The organism is Streptomyces kronopolitis (assembly GCF_050953795.1).
Taxonomy (GTDB): Bacteria; Actinomycetota; Actinomycetes; order Streptomycetales; family Streptomycetaceae; genus Streptomyces; species Streptomyces kronopolitis_A.
The window spans coordinates 5,215,599-5,234,295 of the sequence record NZ_CP191850.1 but is presented as its reverse complement, the minus strand read 5'-3'; the positions used below and the strand labels follow the sequence as shown (position 1 = coordinate 5,234,295).

Annotated in this window: 19 protein-coding genes; 2 read left to right on the top strand and 17 right to left on the bottom strand. The window is 72.6% G+C overall.

The window, feature by feature from the left end; all coding sequences use genetic code 11:
* Positions 1 to 28: 28 nt before the first annotated feature.
* The 4 genes from ACQP17_RS23285 to ACQP17_RS23270 form a co-directional block, all read right to left on the bottom strand.
* Positions 29 to 1,552, bottom strand: a complete 1,524-nt coding sequence (locus ACQP17_RS23285; protein ID WP_433858024.1) for an AI-2E family transporter — start codon at positions 1,550 to 1,552, stop codon at positions 29 to 31.
* Positions 1,553 to 1,679: 127 nt separating this feature from the next.
* Positions 1,680 to 2,381: a transglycosylase SLT domain-containing protein gene (locus ACQP17_RS23280; protein WP_433858023.1), complete on the bottom strand. Its 702-nt coding sequence runs from the start codon at positions 2,379 to 2,381 to the stop codon at positions 1,680 to 1,682.
* 404 nt (positions 2,382 to 2,785) lie between these two features.
* On the bottom strand, positions 2,786 to 4,108 hold the full coding sequence (locus tag ACQP17_RS23275) for a PhoH family protein (protein WP_364875021.1): 1,323 nt from the start codon (positions 4,106 to 4,108) through the stop codon (positions 2,786 to 2,788).
* Positions 4,109 to 4,685: 577 nt separating this feature from the next.
* The gene (locus ACQP17_RS23270; RefSeq protein ID WP_433859988.1) at positions 4,686 to 5,465 is read right to left on the bottom strand and encodes an isoprenyl transferase; all 780 of its coding nucleotides are present in this window, start codon (positions 5,463 to 5,465) and stop codon (positions 4,686 to 4,688) included.
* 141 nt (positions 5,466 to 5,606) lie between these two features.
* Here ACQP17_RS23270 and mgrA point away from each other — a divergent pair, with 141 nt between their 5' ends.
* Positions 5,607 to 6,638 (top strand): L-glyceraldehyde 3-phosphate reductase, encoded by a 1,032-nt coding sequence (gene mgrA, locus ACQP17_RS23265; protein ID WP_433858022.1) that lies wholly within the window; start codon positions 5,607 to 5,609, stop codon positions 6,636 to 6,638.
* Positions 6,639 to 6,842: 204 nt separating this feature from the next.
* Here the strand turns inward: mgrA and ACQP17_RS23260 are convergent, their stop codons facing one another.
* Positions 6,843 to 7,577: a prepilin peptidase gene (locus ACQP17_RS23260; protein ID WP_433858021.1), complete on the bottom strand. Its 735-nt coding sequence runs from the start codon at positions 7,575 to 7,577 to the stop codon at positions 6,843 to 6,845.
* A gap of 95 nt (positions 7,578 to 7,672) precedes the next feature.
* Between ACQP17_RS23260 and ACQP17_RS23255 the strand changes: the two genes are divergently transcribed.
* Entirely contained in the window at positions 7,673 to 8,026 is a 354-nt protein-coding gene (locus ACQP17_RS23255) for a DUF192 domain-containing protein (RefSeq protein ID WP_433858020.1), read from the top strand.
* Between the two features lie 50 nt (positions 8,027 to 8,076).
* Here ACQP17_RS23255 and ACQP17_RS23250 read toward each other — a convergent pair whose 3' ends face one another.
* The 12 genes from ACQP17_RS23250 to ACQP17_RS23195 all read right to left on the bottom strand — a co-directional run bounded on the left by ACQP17_RS23250 (position 8,077) and on the right by ACQP17_RS23195 (position 18,536).
* Entirely contained in the window at positions 8,077 to 8,706 is a 630-nt protein-coding gene (locus ACQP17_RS23250) for an OmpA family protein (RefSeq protein ID WP_433858019.1), read from the bottom strand.
* A 10-nt stretch (positions 8,707 to 8,716) separates the two neighbouring features.
* Positions 8,717 to 9,304, bottom strand: coding sequence for a hypothetical protein (locus tag ACQP17_RS23245; protein ID WP_433858018.1), 588 nt, complete (start codon positions 9,302 to 9,304; stop codon positions 8,717 to 8,719).
* A gap of 65 nt (positions 9,305 to 9,369) precedes the next feature.
* Entirely contained in the window at positions 9,370 to 10,107 is a 738-nt protein-coding gene (locus ACQP17_RS23240; RefSeq protein ID WP_433858017.1) for a pilus assembly protein TadG-related protein, read from the bottom strand.
* A gap of 20 nt (positions 10,108 to 10,127) precedes the next feature.
* On the bottom strand, positions 10,128 to 10,292 hold the full coding sequence (locus ACQP17_RS23235; RefSeq protein ID WP_189097286.1) for a hypothetical protein: 165 nt from the start codon (positions 10,290 to 10,292) through the stop codon (positions 10,128 to 10,130).
* A 596-nt stretch (positions 10,293 to 10,888) separates the two neighbouring features.
* Positions 10,889 to 11,782 (bottom strand): DUF5936 domain-containing protein, encoded by an 894-nt coding sequence (locus ACQP17_RS23230; protein ID WP_433858016.1) that lies wholly within the window; start codon positions 11,780 to 11,782, stop codon positions 10,889 to 10,891.
* Positions 11,783 to 11,790: 8 nt separating this feature from the next.
* Positions 11,791 to 12,780, bottom strand: a complete 990-nt coding sequence (locus tag ACQP17_RS23225) for a type II secretion system F family protein (RefSeq protein WP_433858015.1) — start codon at positions 12,778 to 12,780, stop codon at positions 11,791 to 11,793.
* Positions 12,777 to 14,117 (bottom strand): CpaF family protein, encoded by a 1,341-nt coding sequence (locus ACQP17_RS23220; protein WP_433858014.1) that lies wholly within the window; start codon positions 14,115 to 14,117, stop codon positions 12,777 to 12,779. Before ACQP17_RS23220 ends, ACQP17_RS23225 begins: the two co-directional genes overlap by 4 nt.
* The gene (locus ACQP17_RS23215; RefSeq protein ID WP_433858013.1) at positions 14,114 to 14,563 is read right to left on the bottom strand and encodes a TadE/TadG family type IV pilus assembly protein; all 450 of its coding nucleotides are present in this window, start codon (positions 14,561 to 14,563) and stop codon (positions 14,114 to 14,116) included. The genes ACQP17_RS23220 and ACQP17_RS23215 overlap by 4 nt, the downstream gene beginning before the upstream one ends.
* The gene (locus tag ACQP17_RS23210; protein WP_433858012.1) at positions 14,560 to 14,943 is read right to left on the bottom strand and encodes a TadE/TadG family type IV pilus assembly protein; all 384 of its coding nucleotides are present in this window, start codon (positions 14,941 to 14,943) and stop codon (positions 14,560 to 14,562) included. Before ACQP17_RS23210 ends, ACQP17_RS23215 begins: the two co-directional genes overlap by 4 nt.
* Before the next feature lie 3 nt (positions 14,944 to 14,946).
* Complete coding sequence (locus ACQP17_RS23205) at positions 14,947 to 16,368, bottom strand: AAA family ATPase (protein ID WP_433858011.1); 1,422 nt, start codon at positions 16,366 to 16,368, stop codon at positions 14,947 to 14,949.
* Positions 16,369 to 16,381: 13 nt separating this feature from the next.
* A complete protein-coding gene (gene cpaB / locus ACQP17_RS23200) occupies positions 16,382 to 17,098 on the bottom strand; it encodes a Flp pilus assembly protein CpaB (RefSeq protein ID WP_433858010.1) in 717 nt (238 codons plus the stop codon).
* A 106-nt stretch (positions 17,099 to 17,204) separates the two neighbouring features.
* On the bottom strand, positions 17,205 to 18,536 hold the full coding sequence (locus tag ACQP17_RS23195) for a hypothetical protein (protein WP_433858009.1): 1,332 nt from the start codon (positions 18,534 to 18,536) through the stop codon (positions 17,205 to 17,207).
* Positions 18,537 to 18,697: the final 161 nt, after the last annotated feature.

Sequence of the window (18,697 nt, the reverse complement as noted above, 5' to 3'; positions counted from 1 at the left end):
GTTGCGGGTCGCGCCGTGCGGTGGGGGGCTACTCCCGCTCCCCTTCCGGCGGTTGCGGCGTGGGCGCCGGCGGCGGGGTGGGGGCGAGGGCCAGCGCGGTGGCGCCGCGCGGGGCCACCGACATCCGCAGCGCCTGCTCCCTGGAGTAGGAACGGAGATAGCCGACCACCGTGTTGGTGACCGCCACCAGCGGGACGGCGACGACCGCACCGCCGATACCGGCGATCAGCCCGCCCGCGGCGACCGAGAGGATCACCGCCAGCGGGTGGACCCGCACCGCCCGGCCCAGGATGAACGGCTGCAGGACGTGGCCCTCGATCTGCTGGACGGCCAGCACGACCGCCAGCACCATCAGCGCCGTGAACACCCCGTTGGCGACCAGCGCGATCACACACGCCAGCGCCCCCGACACCACCGCGCCGATCAGCGGGATGAACGCGAACAGGAAGATGAAGACGGCCAGCGGCACGGCCAGCGGCACATTGAGGAAGTAGAGGCCGATGCCGATGAAGATGGCGTCGATCAGGGCGACGACGACCGTGCCGCGCACATAGGCGGTCAGCGTCCGCCAGGCCCGCGGCCCGGCGCCCGCCACGCCCTCCCGGGCCGCGCTCGGGACCAGCTTGAGCAGCCAGTTCCAGATCCGGCGGCCGTCGTAGAGCAGGAACAGCGTGGTGAACATCGCCAGCAGGATGCCGGTGAACACCTCCAGGACGACGGTGACGCCCTCCAGACCGGCCGAGGTGATCGCCTCGGTGTTGGCGCCGACCGCGTCCTGGAGATTCTTGGCGATGTGGTTGATCTGGGACTCGGTCACATGGAACGGGCTCTTCAGCAGCCAGCCCTTGAGCTCGGTGATGCCCTCCTGGATGCGGCTGGACACCGAGTCGATGTTGTCCTGGACCTGCCAGACCACGAACCATCCGACCAGGCCCATGATGACGAACCCGCCGATGAAGGTCAGCGCCGTGGACGGCCCGCGCGGCAGCCCGCGCTGACGCAGCCAGGCCACCGTGGGCTGCAGCAGCGCGGTGATCAGCGTGGCCGCGATGAAGGCCAGCACGACCAGTTCGATGGTGGTGATCACCCGCGCCAGCACCCAGAGGGTGGCGGCCAGCACCAGCAGCCGCCAGCCCGCCTCGGCGGCGACCCGTACGCCCCACGGCACCGCGTCGACCGGATCGGGACGGGCCGCGACGGCCGGGGCGTAGGACGGCGGCGGCGGAACGGTCTCCGGCGGCGCGGGCTCCGGGGACGACGGCGGGAGTTCGGTCGCGGGGTGCGGCACCCCGTCCGTCGCCTCCGGCAGTTGCGTACGGGGCACGGTGAGCGTGCCCGGTCCGCCGTCGCGCACCGCCGAGGCGTGCGCCGGGGCGCCGGCCGCGGCGGTGTCCGCGTACCCGGCAGGCCTCAGCGCTTCCGGATCGTCGGACAGGCTCCCGCCAGGGGGGACCCCCATGGCCTCCGCGCGGCGGCGCTGCTGCTCCATCCGCTGCGAGAGCCGTGTCAGACCGGCGCCGAGGCCGCCGACCCACTGAGGCAATCTGGACATGTGCCTTCCTCTTCCCCTCCCGCACGCCACTAACCTGACGGGCACGACGTTACCCGTGCCGACGCACGAAACCCCCGACGCGTGCGCGTTCGGGGGTTTCGGACGTACGGGAGAGGTACCGGCGGGCCTAGTACCAGCTGTTGGCCTGCCAGAACGACCAGGCGCCGCAGGGGCTGCCGTAGCGGTCGTTCATGTAGTTCAGGCCCCACTTGATCTGGGTGGCCGGGTTCGTCTGCCAGTCGGAGCCCGCCGAGGACATCTTGGAGCCGGGAAGCGCCTGGACGAGTCCGTAGGCGCCCGAGCCGGCGTTGGTGGCCTTGTAGTTCCAGCCGGACTCGTGGTCCACGATGTTGCTGAAGCACTGGAACTGGTCGCCGGCCATCATCTGGCGCGCGATGGCCTGGGTCTCGGAGACGGAGTACGAGCTCTTGCCGAGCAGGTCGCTGACGTCGCGCGAGGAGGAGCGGGACGCGGCCAGCTCCTTCTTCTTGCGGGCGTCGGCGTCCTTCTTGGCCCTCGCCTCGTCCGCGGCGTCCTTCTTGCTCTTGGCCGTCTCAGCGGCCGCCTTGCGAGCCGACTCCTGTGCGGACTTCAGGGCTGCCGTGTCCGCCTGGGTGGACTGGTCGTCCGCCTGCTGCGTCAGGGAAGCCGTCTGCACCTGTGCCTGAGCGCCTGCGGGGATGTCAGCGATCGTCGCGTCGGCAGCGGTCGCCTCGGTGTTGCCGACCGAGGCGGGCTCGTTGCCCGCGGCGACGCCGACCACGGCGCCGACGGTGGTGACCGCGGTGGCGGATGCCACGGCGAATCCCCGGACCGAGATCCGGCTCACACGTTTTCCTTCCAGCATCGCCCGCATAGGTGACCTCGCGGGCGCAATCGTGCCCCTGGCGCTGGTCTCCCCTTGTTCCGGACCCAATGGAGCGGGCGGGACCGGCTGGTCACGGGAGGCACTGGCCCGGTACGTCCCCCTCGGGGTCCGCGTGGTGCTCGGGCGGCATACGGCGACTCACTATGAAGTTCGATCGTTCTACACCGCTGGGGGTGTTGGGTGCCGTATGCGGGGCCTGACAGGACCCAGACTCTGCCCGAACGGCACGCCGGGAATCAATTCCCCGCTGGGTGTGAAAGCTCACACCTCGTTTACCGTCAAGGATTTTCGGATAACCACGCACAGCACAACGCCGCCCGGCTAAGCTCCTTCGCTTTGCCGGGCGGCGCGGTGTTCACAACGGGTCAGATCCTGCCGTCCTCCAGCATTTCGGTCACCAGCGCCGCGATCGGCGAGCGCTCCGAGCGGTTCAGCGTGACGTGCGCGAACAGCGGATGCCCCTTCAGCTTCTCGACCACGGCGACCACGCCGTCGTACCGCCCGACCCGGAGGTTGTCGCGCTGGGCGACGTCATGGGTCAGCACCACACGGGAGTTGGCCCCGATTCTGGACAGAACCGTCAAAAGGACGTTCCGTTCGAGTGACTGGGCCTCGTCGACGATGACGAACGCGTCGTGCAGCGACCGTCCGCGGATATGGGTCAGAGGGAGTACCTCCAACATGCCGCGCCCGACCACCTCTTCGATGACCTCCTTACTGGTCACCGCGGAGAGGGTGTCGAAGACGGCCTGGGCCCAGGGGCTCATCTTCTCCGCCTCGCTGCCCGGCAGATAGCCCAGTTCCTGTCCGCCGACGGCGTACAGCGGGCGGAACACCATCACCTTGCGGTGCTGCCGGCGCTCCAGGACGGCCTCCAGACCCGCGCACAGCGCCAGCGCCGACTTGCCGGTACCGGCCCGCCCGCCCATCGAGACGATGCCGACGTCCGGATCGAGCAACAGGTCCAGCGCGATCCGCTGTTCGGCGCTGCGGCCGTGGATCCCGAAGGCCTCCCGGTCGCCCCGCACGAGGCGCACCCCGCCCTCCGCGGTGACCCGCCCGAGCGCCTTGCCGCGCTCGGACTGCAGCACAAGTCCGGTATGCACCGGCAGTTCGGATACTTCCGGCATGTCGGCGCTCTCCGCGGCGAACAGCGCGTCGATCTGCTCCGCGGAGACGGTCAGCTCGGCCATCCCCGTCCAGCCGGAGTCGGTGATCGCGAGTTCGGCGCGGTACTCCTCGGCCAGCAGTCCGACCGAGGACGCCTTGATGCGCAGCGGCAGATCCTTGGAGACGACCGTGACGTCGTGCCCCTCGGCCTGCAGGTTGCGCGCCACCGCGAGGATCCGCGAGTCGTTGTCCCCGAGCCGGAAGCCCGCGGGCAGGATCCCGGGGTCGGAGTGGTTCAGCTCGACCCGGAGCGACCCGCCGAGGTCTCCGATGGGGAGCGGCGCATCCAGCCTCCCGAACTGCACCCGGTACTCGTCCAGCAGGCGCAGCGCCTGCCGCGCGAAGTAGCCGAGCTCCGGATGGTGTCTCTTGGCTTCCAGTTCCGTGACCACGACGACCGGCAGCACGACCTCGTGCTCGTCGAAGCGGGACATGGCGCCTGGATCCGCCAGCAGGACACTGGTGTCGAGAACATAGGTGCGCCGGTCGTTGTCACGGCGCTGTTTGCTGTTCACCACGGTGGGACGAACCCCCTCGGATGAGGTCGGGGTGCGACGGCGTCGCGGGGCGGTGTACTCCTGGGACCGCCGGGCCACCGGCTACCGCTGGACGGCGTCCTCAGGACCCCCGGCCATCTCGTGACCGGACCGGGCTCGGACCACATTGCGCGGGCCGAGCGCCGGCCCTCCGCGTCGACCGTGCGGTGCGCACGGACCTCCGTGATGTGCAAAGGGCCTCCCGGGCGGACGGCTCCATGTCGTCCGCTGAGATGCGGCGCCCGATGGCTTGTTCCGGACGCCGACCTGGAAGGGATATTCCCTCGAACACCCGCCGCCATGCCACGGCATATGACGCACGGTCGGTGAACCTTTGGCAACGCCTCTCCCCCGGGCGACCGGTGCGGGCCCCGGCCGTCCCGGGGGACGCGGTGTCAGAAAGCGCCCCGCCGGGGGTTGGTGGCGCCGGCGGGGCGGAGAACGCCACACGGAAATACCGGGGCGTAAGGGTCATACGGGGTGAAAGCGAGAGAGGACTCGAATGGCCTAGCGAGTGTCGTGCCCCCGGTGCCGGGACGGGGCCCGCGGGGGATGTCCCCTAGAAGCCGTAGCGCCGGTGCCGGGCGGCGTAGTCACGCAGCGCCCGCAGGAAGTCGACCTTCCGGAACGCCGGCCAGAAGACCTCGCAGAAGTAGTACTCCGAATGGGCGCTCTGCCACAGCATGAAGCCCGACAGCCGCTGCTCGCCGCTGGTACGGATCACCAGGTCCGGGTCGGGCTGGCCGCGGGTGTAGAGGTGCTCGGAGATCAGGTCGATGTCGACGATCTCGGCGAGCTGATCGAAGGAGGTGCCGCGCCGGGCATGGTCCAGCAGCAGCGAGCGCACCGCGTCGGCGATCTCCTGCCGGCCTCCGTAGCCGACCGCGACGTTCACCAGGACGCCCTTGTTGTCCGCGGTGGCCTGCTCGGACTCCTTGAGCACCCGCTGGGTGGCGGTGGGCAGCAGATCGCGGTTGCCGACGTGGTGCACCCGCCAGCGGCCGTCGGCGGCCAGACCGCGGACGGTGTTCTCGATGATGCCCAGCAGCGGCCTCAGCTCGTCCTCGGGCCGGTCGAGGTTGTCCGTCGACAGCAGCCAGAGCGTGACGACCCCGACCTCGGTCTCCTCGCACCAGCCGAGCAGCTCACCGATCTTGTCCGCGCCCGCCTGGTGGCCCTGCTCGGTCGTGCGCCCGTCGGCCCGCGCCCAGCGCCGGTTGCCGTCCAGGATGACGCCGATGTGCTTGGGCACCTGGGTGTGATCCAGGCGACCCTCCACCCTGCGCGCATACAACCGGTAGACCAGATTGCGCAGTGCGGGCGGATAAGGGATGCGCATCCCGGAAGATCGCAGCATGTGTGGTCCAACCCCTCCGTACCAATGGCGGTCACCCCCGTCGCCTCAAGGGAGCAACTTTACTTCTCGGCTGTCTCGGCAGCCCAATCAGGTGGTTCGCGCTCACGTGATAGGGAGATGAGCATGACTGGCACCGACTACCACGCCGCGGATTCCCGCTACGACTCGATGAAGTACCGGCGAACAGGCCGCAGCGGACTCAAACTCCCGGCTATCTCCCTTGGACTCTGGCACAACTTCGGTGACGACCGCACCCTGAGCTCCCAGCGGGCCATCCTGCGCCGCGCCTTCGACCTGGGCGTCACCCACTTCGATCTGGCCAACAACTACGGCCCGCCGCCCGGGTCCGCCGAGCTGAACTTCGGAAAGATCTTCGCGCAGGACTTCCGGAGCTACCGCGACGAGATGATTCTGTCGACGAAGGCCGGATATCTGATGCATCCGGGTCCCTACGGCGAATGGGGTTCGCGGAAATATCTCCTCTCGTCGCTGGATGCGTCACTGCAGCGGATGGGCGTTGATTACGTCGATATCTTCTACTCGCACCGCTTCGATCCCGACACTCCGCTCGAGGAGACGATGGGTGCGCTGGCGTCCGCCGTCCAGCAGGGCAAGGCACTTTATGCCGGTATCTCCTCCTACAACGCCGAGCAGACCCGGAACGCGGCCGGAATCCTGCGTGCCATGGGCGTACCGGCGCTGATCCACCAGCCCTCGTACTCGATGATCAACCGCTGGACCGAGGACGACCTGCTGCTGGACACCCTGGAGGCCGAGGGCATGGGCTGCATCTCTTTTGCGCCACTGGCACAGGGCCTGCTGACGGACAAATATCTGCACGGCGTCCCCGAGGGCTCGCGCGCCGCCCAGGGCAAGTCCCTGGATCCGGGTCTGCTGTCCGACGAGGTCGTCCGCCGGCTGCGCGGCCTGCACGACATCGCCGCCCGCCGCGGGCAGTCGCTGGCCCAGCTCGCCCTGCGCTGGGTGCTGCGTGACGGGCGGATGACCTCCGCGCTGATCGGTGCCAGCAGCGTCGCCCAGCTGGAGGCCAACATCGCGGCGCTGGACGCCCCCGCGATCACGGACGCCGAGCTGGCCGAGATCGACGAGTTCGCCAGGACGACGGACGGCGTGAACATCTGGGCCCGGCGGTAGCGGGCCAACAAAAAGCGGGCCGGTCCGTGGGGGGGATACGGACCGGCCCGAGGGGGGGTTTCCACCATAACCCCGCGGGCGGGGTGCTGCGTGCACCGGCGCGCGCCGCGGCGTGGCTCGCGGGGGTGCACGCGTACGGACGGGTTCCTCCCGCGCGCGGGGCCGGCGCCTCCCCGGCGCGGGCGGGGCGCGCTCCGGCGCCGGTCAGGCCGCGGCGGCGGCGCCGGCGAGCAGTCCGCAGAACGCCCCGAAGATCATGAAAGGCCCGAGCGGCATGGCCGTGTCGCGCCCGCCGCGCCGCGAGAGCAGCAGCGCGGCGCCGTAGAGGGCTCCGCCGAACACCCCCGCCGCCCCGCCGGCGACCAGGGTGCGCCAGCCGTACCACCCCAGGGCGATCCCCAGTCCGACCGCCAGCTTGGCGTCCCCCAGCCCGAGCCCGCGGCGGTTGACGGCATGGAGCAGGAGGTAGCAGAGGCCGAGCACCAGACCGCCCAGCAGCGCCCGGCGCCAGGCCCCGGTCTCCCCCGTCAGCCGGGCGGCGAGCCCCAGCGCCCCCGCGCCCACCACGGCCAGCGACAGCGTCAGCGCGTCCGGCAGGCGCCGGACCCGCCGGTCGACCGCCGTCAGCAGCACCGCGAGCGGTGTCATCAGCAGCCAGGCGACGAGTTCCGGCCGCGGCCCGGTGGCCGCCGCCAGCGCCGCGCAGGCCAGCGCGGTCACCGTCGCCGTCGGCAGCGCACCCGGCCCGTACGCCCCGCAGTGCCGGCAGTGCCCGCGTCCCAGCCAGCCCCGGGCCGGCCCCGTGATCGCGTGCCCCCCGGGACAGGCCGCGCGCCACTCCTCCCCGGGGGCGACGGCCATCCGGTGGGCGGGGCGCGGCAGCAGCAGCCCGGCCGCGGCCCCGTAGGCGGCGGCGAGGACGATCAGTGTCAGCGCCACTGGCCGGCCCCGGGCTCCGCCGCCGGCCACCGGCCGTCCGCCCGGAGACCTCGCGGGCGGGACCCCGGGGCCCCGGAGCTGATAGAACCCTGGGCATGGCGCGCTGGAAGAACGGCCCGGGGACTCTGCACGGGGCACAGGTGGACATACCGGTGGAGATCGCGGCCTCCTACCGTGCCCGCGCCCGCGGTCTGCTGGGCCGCGACGGCATCGAGGGGGCGCTGCTGCTGACCCCGGCGAGCGGGGTGCACACCTTCCGGATGCGGTTCGCGATCGATGTGGCCTACCTGAGCCGGGACTTCACCGTGCTGGCGGTGCGCACCATGCGCCCGGGTCGGCTGGGCCGCCCGCGGTGGCGTGCCCGGCACGTCCTGGAGGCGGAGGCCGGTGCGATGGCCCGCTGGGGGCTGCGGCCCGGTCTTCGGCTCGGCGTCGAACCCGCCGGCTGAGCACGCCGGCGCGGTCGGCCGGCGCCCCGCGCGGGCGCCCGGTGTCCGCGTCATGACGCGCGCGGGAAGCTGACCTCGACCCGACGGTTCTTCCTGCGGCCCTCCTCCGTGCCGTTGTCGGCGATGGGGTACTGCTCGCCGTAGCCGCGGATCTGGAAGCCGACGGACGGGCCGAGGTCCTTGGCGAGTTCCTCCTGCACCGCGGTGGCCCGCCGTTTGGACAGCACCAGGCCGTGGCTCGCGGAGCCGAGATCGTCGGTGAAGCCGAACACCCGCAGGCTGGTGGCGTCCTGCTTCTTGATCTCGTCGGCGATGGTGCCGATCCGGGACAGCGCGTCGTGGGTCAGCTCGGCGCTGTCCTTGCCGAAGAGGACCTCGGCCTGGAGCGCGAAGGTCACGTTGTCGTTGGTGTCCTGGCGGCGCTCGGAGCCGTCGTCGGTCTCGACGACGGACTTGATGTTGAGGACCTTCGACGGGGCGAGCCGGGCGCCCTGGACCATCCGCAGATCGGGGTCGTTGGGGTCGATGTGCACGGGCGGGGCGGAGTCCTCGGTCACGCCCGGCGGGTCGGCGTGGGCGGCGGGCGCCGTCAGCGGCACGGCCAGCAGCAGCGCGACGGCGGCTGCGGTGACGGCGCGGCGCGGCGCGCGGCGGCCTCGGGGAGTCTGGGTCGCGGTCATCGGTGCCCGCTCAGTCCGTGATCTGTACGGTGGCCGGCGGCATGGTCGGCAGCTGGAAGTCGACCTCGGTGACCTTGGCGGGGGGTGCCGGGAACTGTGCGAAGACGGGGCGGCTGGCGCCCGGCATCAGACCGCTGAGGCCGGTGGTGCACAGGCATTCGCCGTTGGTGTCGCGCAGCACCAGATAGCGCTTCTTGCCCGCCTTGTCGACGAGGGTGGCGCCGGAGATCGAGGAGCGGGAGCGCAGCTCGGTCTCGTTGGAGCGCCAGTTGATGGCGTTGAAGGGGCGGTTGCCGTGATTGGCGACCGTGCCGTTGACGGTGACGAAGCCGCCGGAGTCCCGGACGACGGAGTGCAGGGTGACCACCACGCCGTCCGGCCCCTTCATCTGACCGATCACCTTGTCGGAGTCGGCGGCCGGGCTGCCGGGGCCGCCGTCCTTGGGGGCGCTGCTGCGAGCCGGCGGCTTGTCGCCGTCCGTGGCCTTGGCACCGCCGCCGTCGCCGCCACCGCAGCCGGCCACGACGAGAGCCAGGCCGACAGCGCCGGCCAAGGCGACCGCTCCTCTGGCGGCCTTCGTGGTGCGCCGAATGCTCATGGGTGCGATTCCTTTGATCGTCGTCCGGTCGGGTCGTGGCTCGGGGCGGTGGCCGGTGCGGCCGGTCAGTGGGCGAGGCGTACGGAGAAGAGGTCGGCGGCTTCCGGGAGGTCCTGGAGGTGGTCGGGGTCGAGGGCCCAGCGCTTGCCGTCGCAGCTCAGTTCGACGGGGGCGTGCCCGGGGTCTTCCTTGTCCTTGTCGGCCTTGCCACCCTTGCCACCCTTGTCGTCCGTGCCGCCGGGGTCCCCCGCGCCGCCCGTGCCGCCGCCGTCGTCCGGCGGTGCGGCGAGGGTGCAGCGGGGACCGACGACGGACGTCGCCTCGGACTCCGCGTGGGTGCTGCGGGTCATCGGGATGACCGAATTCCCCACGGCCTTGCGGGTGGTGACCGTGACGGCGAAGGAGGTGGGCCAGGAGTCCGGGACGCAGCCGGGGCCGGAGACCTCGGCGCCGTTGCGTCCGGCGAACCAGTCCGCGCTCGCGCAGGCGGCGTCGGACAGCGGGCCGCGCCCGTTCAGCAGGTCCTTCCAGGCGGCCGGGTCGGTCGCGTAACTGCCGTCGCGCAGACCGTCGAGCAGGCTCTTGGTCAGCAGGTCGCGGTACTTCTGGCCGGCGGCGAGCGCGGCCGCGTCGGCGGCGGTCTGCGCACCGTTGCGGCTGGCCGCCGCCTGTCCGACGGCGAAGAAGGCGAGCGCGAGGAAGAGCAGGCCGCCGACCGCGACGATGTAGACGGGAAAGGCCTGTCCGGCATCGCGCGGGCCGCGGCCTGTGAGGCGGGCGGGACGGGTGAGGGGAGCCGTCACGGCAGTGGAGCCGGCCCGGCTTAAATGCCGACGACGTCGGAAATCTTGTTGGCGATGGCGTTCGCGATCTGGCTGCCGAAGTCCGTGGTCGACAGGACCAGGACGATCGCGACGACCACCGCGATGATGCCGAGGTACTCGATCGAGGTCTGTCCCCGGTCGTTCCCCAAAAGCCGCTTCGCCATCGTGTTCCCCTCCATGGGCGGCCGTACCACTCCGGTCCGGCTGGTCTGCCCCCGATATGCCGGCGCGTTCGGGCGCGCTGGTGACACCAGAAAAGTACGCCGCTACAGCGTTCCCGGAACAGGGATTGCGAACCCCGTCCTGATTCCGGAACGCGGACGACAGAGACAACGGCACATTTTGGCCACTCGCTCGCACCCCGTCCACCCCCGTTCCCCCTCCGGGACCCTGCCCCGCTGCCCTGCCCATGTGGACCGTACGGCCCGACCGCACCCTAGTGCGCGCGACCGCAGGCCTACCCACTGTGACACAACTCGTTGCTGGTGCGAAGGAGTTACGGAGAAGCGAGGCGGGAACCACACGCATCCGGCCGGGAGCGGCGCTCCGGACGCGCCGGAGTGCGCCCCGGCGCGGCCCGGCGCGCGGCACCGGGAGGCCGGATCCGGGGCGAGGATCGGCCCGCCCGGGGATGTGCATCCGCAAGGACGGCCCGCGGCGACGGGGGCACGGAAGGTCCCGGCGGGGAGGGCGGCGCAGCGGCCGGAGCGGGCCGTTCCGGAGAGCGGCGACGAGGCCCGTGCCCCGCTCCGGGCCGCGGTCACTTCCCCACCAGCGAACCGAAGTTGGTGCCGGAGCCCAGGAAGAACCCCGCGATGAGCAGGATCATCGTGGCCGGCACCATGAACGTGGTGACGACCATGGTGGCCTTGGGGACCGCGCGGGCGGCGCGGCGCCGGGCGTTCTGGGCGTCGGTGCGGCGCATGTCGTTGGCGATCTGGATCAGGGTGTCGACGATCGGCGAGCCCAGCTCCTCGCCCTGCTGGAGGGCGGTGACGAACTGGGCGACCTGTTCGGAGTCGTTGCGTTTGCGCAGTTCCTCGAAGGCGGCGCGGCGGCTGACGCCCATGTCCATCTGCCGCAGCGTGATGCGGAGTTCGTCGGCCCAGGGGCCCTCGTAGCGTTCGGCGACCCGGTCCAGGGCCTGACGGAAGCTCAGGCCGGCGCTGACCACGACGGCCAGCACGTCGAGAAAGTCCGGAAGCGTGCGCTCGATGGTGTCCCGGCGCTGGCGGATCGCGGCCCAGATGCCGACCTCGGTCCAGAAGAGCCCGAAGAGCACCATCAGGATGCCGAGCAGCGGCTGGCCGCGCAGGAACATCACCAGCGCGCCGAGGAAGCCCAGGGCCCCGTAGACGGCGCGGCGGGCCGCGTAGCGGTCGACGGTCAGCCCGCCCGGATTGCCCGCCAGGTCGATCCGCCGGCGGATCCGCGCGGTGCGCCCCTCCCCCATCAGCCGCAACACCAGCGGCGCCCAGCGCATCCCGGCACGGTCCACCGCCGACCCGACGACGGTGGTGCGCGTGGCGCCGACCTCCAGGGACAGCGCCAGGTCGGGCGGCAGCCGGGCCTCCCGGCGGTAGAGCGCGACACCGCAGCAGACGCCCACGACCGAGAGGGCGAAGGCGAGGGCCAGCAGGATTCCGATTGCCATGGCGATACCTAGACGTCGATCTTGGAGAGGCGGCGGATGAAGAAGAACCCGAGCCCGTAGAGGGCGAAGGCCACCACGACCGCGAGCTGGCCGAGGAAGGAGGAGGTCATCCGGTCGATGGCGCCGGGCGCGATCCGGTTCATCAGAAGCAGGGTGCCGATGCCGAGCAGCGGGACGACGTAGGCGGTGACGACCACCTGGGAGAGCTGGGTGCGGACCTCCCGCCGGGTCTCCTTGCGCTCCTCCAGGGTCGTGGTGAGGTTGCGCAGCGAGCCGACGACCGTGCCCCCGGCCCGGTTGGCGAGCACCAGGGTGGTGACCAGGACGACCAGTTCGCGCGACGGGAGGCGTTCGGCCAGTTCGCCGAGGGCCTCGTCGACGGAGTGGCCGACGGCCAGCTTGTCGGAGACCTTGGCCAGCTCCTCGCCGGCCGGGGCCTCCAGTTCCTCGGCGGCCATGCCCAGCGCCGTGCGCAGCGCCAGCCCGGCCTGGGTGGCGTTGGCGAGGATCCGGGAGAGTTCGGGCAGCTGGTTGATGAACCTCTCGATGCGCTTCTGCCGCTGCCAGTTGAGGAAGGCGAAGGCGGCCCAGACGGCGACCAGGGCCGCGATCGGGCCGAAGAAGGGAGCGAGGGTGGCCTGCGCGACCAGCCAGAGGACCGCGACCGCGGCGAGCATGCCGACGAAGAACTCACCGGGGGTGACGTCCAGGCCGGTGGCGGCCAGCCGCAGTTCGAGGCGGCGGCCGAAGCGGGTGGCGCGCAGGGTGCGGTCGACGGACGGGAAGCGGCGGCGGCGTCCGGAGGCCGGCAGCGCCCGTTCGTCGGCGAGCCGGTCGACGACGGCCTGCCGCTGGGCTCGCCCGGCCGCGTAGGTGCGGACGCCGGCGATCGCCAGCAGTCCGCACAGCAGCGTGGCCCCGATGGCGAACAGGGCGAGGGGGCTCGCGGTGGCCGCGGTCAGCCCCCCGGCGGCGGTGGTCGGGGCCCAGCCGGTCATGAGGTGGCCTCCCGGGTGGCGAGTTGGTCGTCGGTGGCCGCCACGCCGAAGGCGGGCGGGGTGGGTTCGCTGGCCATGAAGAGGCGTTCGGCGACCCGGCGCGGCAGCGGGAAATAGCGGAACCGGCCGTGCACGACGCGGTCGGCGCCCATCGGTTCGGCGTCGAAGCGGCAGACCGTCGCGATCCGGTAGTCCTCGTGGCCGCGGGAGTCGAGGAGGGCGATCTCGCTGATCCGGCGGGTGCCGTCGGCGTGCCGGGAGAGCTGGACGATGCAGTCGACGGCGCTGTTGATCTGGTCCCGCAGCGCCTCGAAGGGGATCGTGACGTCCGACATGGAGGCCAGCGTCTGCAGCCGCATCAGGGCGTCCTCGGCGCTGTTGGCGTGCACGGTGGCCAGCGAGCCGTCGTGGCCGGTGGACATCGCCTGGAGCATGTCGAGGGTCTCGCCGCCGCGCACCTCGCCGACGATGATGCGGTCGGGGCGCATCCGCAGGGAGTTGCGGACCAGGTCGCGGATGGTGATGCGGCCCTTGCCCTCCACGTTGGGCGGCCGGGACTCCAGCCGGATCACATGGGACTGCTGGAGCTGGAGTTCGGCGGCGTCCTCGACGGTGATGATCCGCTCGCCGTCCGGGATCAGGCCGGAGAGGGCGTTGAGGAGGGTGGTCTTGCCGGCGCCGGTGGCCCCGGAGACCACCACGTTGAACTTGGCCCGCACCAGCCCCGCCAGCAGCATCAGCATCTGCTCGTCGAGGGTGCCCATGCCGATGAGTTCGGCGAGGGTGTAGGCGCGCGGGAAGCGGCGGATGGTGAGGGTGGCGCCGTTCAGGGCGAGCGGCGGGATGATCACGTTGACGCGCTCGCCGGACGGCAGCCGGGCGTCGACCATCGGATTGGACTCGTCGACCCGGCGGTTGACCGTGGAGACGATGCGCTCGATGGTCTGCATCAGCTGCTCGTGCGAGGCGAAGCGGACGGGCAGCAGCTCGACCCGGCCGCACCGTTCGACGTAGACCTGGTCCGGGCCGTTGACCATGATCTCGGTGATCGAGGCGTCCTCCAGCAGCGGCTCCAGCACCCCCAGGCCCAGCGCCTCGTCGACCACCCGGCGGATGAGCTGGGCGCGTTCGGCCGTGGAGAGCACCGGGCCCTCACGGCTGATGATGTGGCCCAGCACGCGCTCCAGCCGGGTGCGGCGCTCGGCGGCGGCCAGCGAGGACATCTCGGCGAGGTCGATCTCCGCCAGCAGCTTGGCGCGGTAGACGGCCACCATGTGGCTGTCCTGGCGCGCCTCACCGGCCGGTTCGGGTGCGACGATCCGGGCTTTCAGGCTCATCGCGGGACTGCTCCTTCGTCGGTGCCCGCGAGCGGCCCGGCGCCGAGGGCACCGGACTCCTGCGGGCGGGGCATGGTGGCGCTGCGGCGGGCGGTACCGAAGTCGTCCACGCCGGGGATGATCGAGGGGATGGTGACCCGCACCGTCGCGCTGACCGAGTCCCCGCCGCCGCCCACGGTGATGCCGGCCTTGATCCAGTCGCTCATCGCGGCCCGGCCGGCGGCCTGCGGGTCGGCAGGGTGGTCGGCCGGGTCCATCGAGGCGGTACGGGCCGCGGCGCGCGCTCCCGTTCCGGCCTGCTGGACGGCGAACGCCGCGAGCCCGAGCTGGACCACGGCCAGCCCGACCACCAGCAGGAGCGGCAGGAAGCCGAGGAACTCCAGGGAGACCTGGCCGCGGTCGCGGTCGTGGCCGCGGCGCCGGGCGGGCGGACGGACGGCGCTCACCTGGGCTCCTCCTTCGCGGCTCCGGCCGAGCCGGCGGCCGACCACGGGAAGCTGCCCGCGCCGGGGAAGAGCACGGGGACCTCGATGTGGACCGTCGCCTTCCACACCCCGGCGGCGGCGCCGCAGGAGATGCTCGCCCCGCCCCGCCAGGAGGCGGGCAGTTCGTGCGTGGCGGCGGCCCGGCAGGCGCCCGCGCCGCCGCCCTCGGTCGCGGTGCCGGCCCGCGCGCCCCGGTCGGCGGCGTGGGCGGCCAGCGCGTAGGCGTAGCCGACCAGGACGAGCTGCCAGAGCAGCGCGAGGACCAGCAGGATCAGCGGGAGCATCCCCAGGAACTCCACGGAGACCTGCCCCCGGTCGTCGCCGCCCAGCGGGCGCCGCACCGCTCAGCCCTCCTCGTAGGGACCGGCGGGGTCGAACGGCCCCGTGCCGCCCGTCGCCGCGGTGCCGCGACGGCCCGCGAACCGGCCGCCGGGCCGCGCCGCCGGACCCGATACCCCTCCCGCCGCGCCCTCGGCCGTGTCCGTACCGGGAGCCGCCCCCGGCGCTATGGCCTTGCGCTTGCGCCCGGTCAGGGTCGGACGCGCCCGGTGGCTGCCGCGGCCCTGCCGGGCGGCCGGCGACTCGACCAGGCCGAGTTCGGCCGCCAGGGCGCCCAGCGCCTGCTTGACGGTCGACCGGTTGTCGAGGTCCTGCATCCGGCCCGCGTCGACGCAGGGCTGCAACTCCTTGAAGGCGGCCGGCACATGGGTCCGGGCGACCTGGGTGCCGGTGGCTTTGGCGACCAGCGGCGGCTGGATCTCGGTGTTGCGGGTGAGGCGGTTGACGACGGTCGTGGTGTCCTCCGCCTTGCGGATCTGCAGCCGGTCCCACAGCCGCACCTGCCGCTTGGCGGCCCGCACGGCCACCACGTCCGGGGTGGTCACCAGCAGCGCCGCTTCGGCGAGTTCGACCGCCGCGGCGTTGGCGGACTGCATCTGGGACCCGCAGTCGACCAGCACCACCTCGTAACGGGAGCGCAGCGCGCCGAGGATCTGCCGGGCGGCGCGGTCGTCGACCTCCTCGCCGCGTTCCCCCTCCTCGGGCGCCAGCAGCAGTCCCAGGCCGGTGTGGTGGGCGTGCACGGCGTCCTGGAGGACCCGTACGGAGATGTCCTGGATGCCGGCCAGGTCGACGATCGAGCGGCGGAACTGCACGTCCAGATAGGAGGCCACATCGCCGGACTGCAGGTCCAGGTCGACCAGTGCCACGCTGCGGCCCGCGGTCCGAGCGGCCAGGGCGAGGTGCACGGCGGTGACAGTGGTGCCGACCCCGCCCTTGGCACCGGTCACGGTCACCAACGTGCCGGCCGGTCCGGGCGCCGCGTCCGGCCCGGCCCCCAGGTGCACCCGTACACCGGCCGCCCACTGGGCGGCGGCCTGCACCCGGGCGGCCAGCTCGTCGTAGCCCAGCGGCAGCCCCACCACGCCGCGGGCGCCGGCGTCCATCACCGCGGAGAACAGCGCGGGTCCGGCGTCCGCGGTGATCAGCACCACGCCGACGGCGGGGAAGCGCAGCGCCACCTCGCGGATCAGCTCCAGCGCCGGTGCCGGGCCGACCCGTTCGTGGACGAGCACGACCTCGGGGAGCGCCTCCACGGCGGCCGGGGCCTCGGCGCCCTGGGCGGCGGCCCGGGCGAGCGCGTCGAGCAGCGCGGTGGAGTCGGCGACCGGGGGCGCGGGTTCGGCGTCCGGCAGCTGGTGGAGCAGCGAGGAGACCGCGCGTGCGGCGTCCGGGTCGCCGATGGCCGAAAGGATGCGGATGGTCACCAGGGGCTCCGGGTCACTTGTCGCCGTCGAGGGTGTAGGTGCGCTGACCGGGCGGTATGGCGGTCTCGCTGCCGGGGGCGAGCAGGGCGAGCCGTACATGGGTGGCGAAGGACTCGGCGTAGGCGACGCGCTGGGCGTCGTGGGTGTCCAGCGCGAAGGTGATCGGCACGGCCTCGCCGGCCTGCCGGTTCGCGGTGGTGTCGCCCGGGTCCTTGGCCTCCAGCGGCGTCAGCTTGCCGACGTCGATGACCTGGGCGCCGGCGACGATGACCTTGGAGACCGGCTTGTCCTCGGGGCGCTTGCCCTCGAACGTGGCGTAGATGTTGACCCGCGCCCCCGGGTTGATCTTGCCGGCCACTCCGGTGGCGGCGTCGATCATGATGGCGATCTCCTGCTGACCGGGCTGCAGCGCGGGCCGCTCGACGATCATGTCGTCCTGGAGCAGTGACCCCTTCTTCAGCGGGGTCACGGCGATCCGGCCGCTGACCTTGTCCAGGTCGGTCACGGCGGTGGGCGGCAGCCAGCGCTGCGGCATCCTCACCTTCTCGAACTGCCCCGGATCCAGCGCCTTGTATGCGGCGACATCCGTCTTCAGCCGGTACGCCGTCCGCTCGGGGCCGACCTTGGACTCGACGTTCTTGATCACCGACAGCACGCCGATGAACGCGCCGATCGCACAGAGAACCGACAGGAGCAGCAGGATCGCTCCGCGGCGCTGGCGTGAGTTCATGGGGGAGGGACCTCGATCGGGGACGGGGAGCAGGGGCGGGCGGTCGGACGGGGGCGCGGACGGCGGGCGGGCCGGCCGGGGCGGGGCCGCACTCGGCCCGGTCGGCTCAGCGCACGCGGGCCACCGTCCGCGGACTGCCGGGGACGCCCGGCCGGCCGGACAGGTCCGGATGGCCGGCGAAGGAGGCCTGGCCGGGCAGGTCCCGGCGGCCGGGAGCACGGGGGCCGTCGGACGCGTAGGGGTTGCCGGGGACGGGGGGACCGGACCCGTAGGGGTTGCCGGGCGCCACCGGGCCGCCCGGCGGGTACTGGGGGCCGCGGACGTCGGGGTGGTGCGGGGCGCGGGCGGCGGGCTGCTGCGGCCCGGCCGGGCGATCCGGGGCCTGGGGGTCCGGGCGTCGCGGTGTGCCGGGGCCGGCCGGAGGGGCGCCGGGGGCGGCGGCCGCGTCCCTGGCGGCGGGCGCGTCCGGGACGGCCGACGGCGGCTCGGTCACGGCCGGGGGTGCGGGGCGGGGCGCGGGCGCGGCTATGGCCGCCGGCCCCTGCGCCGGGCCGCCACCCCCTGCCGCCCGTGGCCGTGCCAGCGGCGCGGCGCAGAACGCGCAGCGGTCGCCGAGGAGTTCCCGGCCGCACCAGCCGCACTGCTCCCGCAGGACGGAGCTCACCAGCTGGTGAAGGACCGACAGGTCCGGTATGGCCGCGGCGAATTCGACCAGTTTGCGCGTCCCCCACCACTGGGCGGACTCGTCGGGCAGCCGGGTCTCGTACACGCCCTGCGCCTGCCAGGCGGGGGCGAGGGTGTCACTCACCCAGTCGCCGGTGAACTGGCCCCGGGCGAGCGCGAGCTGGGTGGTGAAGCCGGGCGCCGGCAGCCCGGCACCGCCGCCGTGCCGGTCGAGCTGCAGCAGCCGCGGCGCGGGGTGGGCGAGCACCGCGAACTGCACACCGGGCAGCCAGGACTTCACATGGGAGCGCAGATCGACCTCGATGTGGTCGAGGCCGCCGACGCTGCCCAGCAGGGCGCCCGCGTGGAGGTAGTGGGTCAGCAGCCGCGCCGCGCTGGCCAGGACGCCGGGGCTGAAGTCGCACAGCGACAACTGCCGCAGCTGACGGGCCAGCACGGCCACCCCCAGCGGCGGCAGGGACAGCGGCACGATGGCGATCCGGTCGGTCTCCAGGACGGAGCGCAGGGTGTGCAGCCGGCGGATGTGCGCGGGCGGGCAGGCGGAGGAGTAGAGCGCGATGAGATGGCCGTGGTGCTCCAGCACCGCACTGGTCTCCGTCAGCGCCTCGTCCAGCGGCTGGAGATGCGGGGCCCGGAGGACGACGGCGGCGGGGGTCCGCCAGTCGGCGGGGGCACCTCCCGGCTCGAACGAGGTCGAGAGCTCGGGGGAGGGCAGCGCGAGGTCAGGGCTGGTGACTGCAATCGCGGTCGGCACGTCGCTCCCCCACTCCCTCCGGCCGCCGGGGGCCCCGGGACCGCGGATCGGCACAGCTCTGCGCCATCGGCGCCATACGCTGAGCACCTTATCCACAGAGATACGTCCCAGAGAACACGTTCTGAGCTACTCGTCATCACCGTCGCTCCACCAGTAAGGGA

Bases quoted from the DNA above. Each gene is read 5' to 3' on its own strand.
- ACQP17_RS23250 (WP_433858019.1), bottom strand. From the start codon at position 8,706: ATGACCGCGACCCAGACTCCCCGAGGCCGCCGCGCGCCGCGCCGCGCC.
- ACQP17_RS23255 (WP_433858020.1), top strand. From the start codon at position 7,673: ATGGCGCGCTGGAAGAACGGCCCGGGGACTCTGCACGGGGCACAGGTG.
- ACQP17_RS23225 (WP_433858015.1), bottom strand. From the start codon at position 12,780: ATGACCGGCTGGGCCCCGACCACCGCCGCCGGGGGGCTGACCGCGGCC.
- ACQP17_RS23245 (WP_433858018.1), bottom strand. From the start codon at position 9,304: ATGAGCATTCGGCGCACCACGAAGGCCGCCAGAGGAGCGGTCGCCTTG.
- ACQP17_RS23285 (WP_433858024.1), bottom strand. From the start codon at position 1,552: ATGTCCAGATTGCCTCAGTGGGTCGGCGGCCTCGGCGCCGGTCTGACA.
- ACQP17_RS23270 (WP_433859988.1), bottom strand. From the start codon at position 5,465: ATGCGCATCCCTTATCCGCCCGCACTGCGCAATCTGGTCTACCGGTTG.
- cpaB (WP_433858010.1), bottom strand. From the start codon at position 17,098: ATGAACTCACGCCAGCGCCGCGGAGCGATCCTGCTGCTCCTGTCGGTT.
- ACQP17_RS23230 (WP_433858016.1), bottom strand. From the start codon at position 11,782: ATGGCAATCGGAATCCTGCTGGCCCTCGCCTTCGCCCTCTCGGTCGTG.
- ACQP17_RS23220 (WP_433858014.1), bottom strand. From the start codon at position 14,117: ATGAGCCTGAAAGCCCGGATCGTCGCACCCGAACCGGCCGGTGAGGCG.
- mgrA (WP_433858022.1), top strand. From the start codon at position 5,607: ATGACTGGCACCGACTACCACGCCGCGGATTCCCGCTACGACTCGATG.
- ACQP17_RS23235 (WP_189097286.1), bottom strand. From the start codon at position 10,292: ATGGCGAAGCGGCTTTTGGGGAACGACCGGGGACAGACCTCGATCGAG.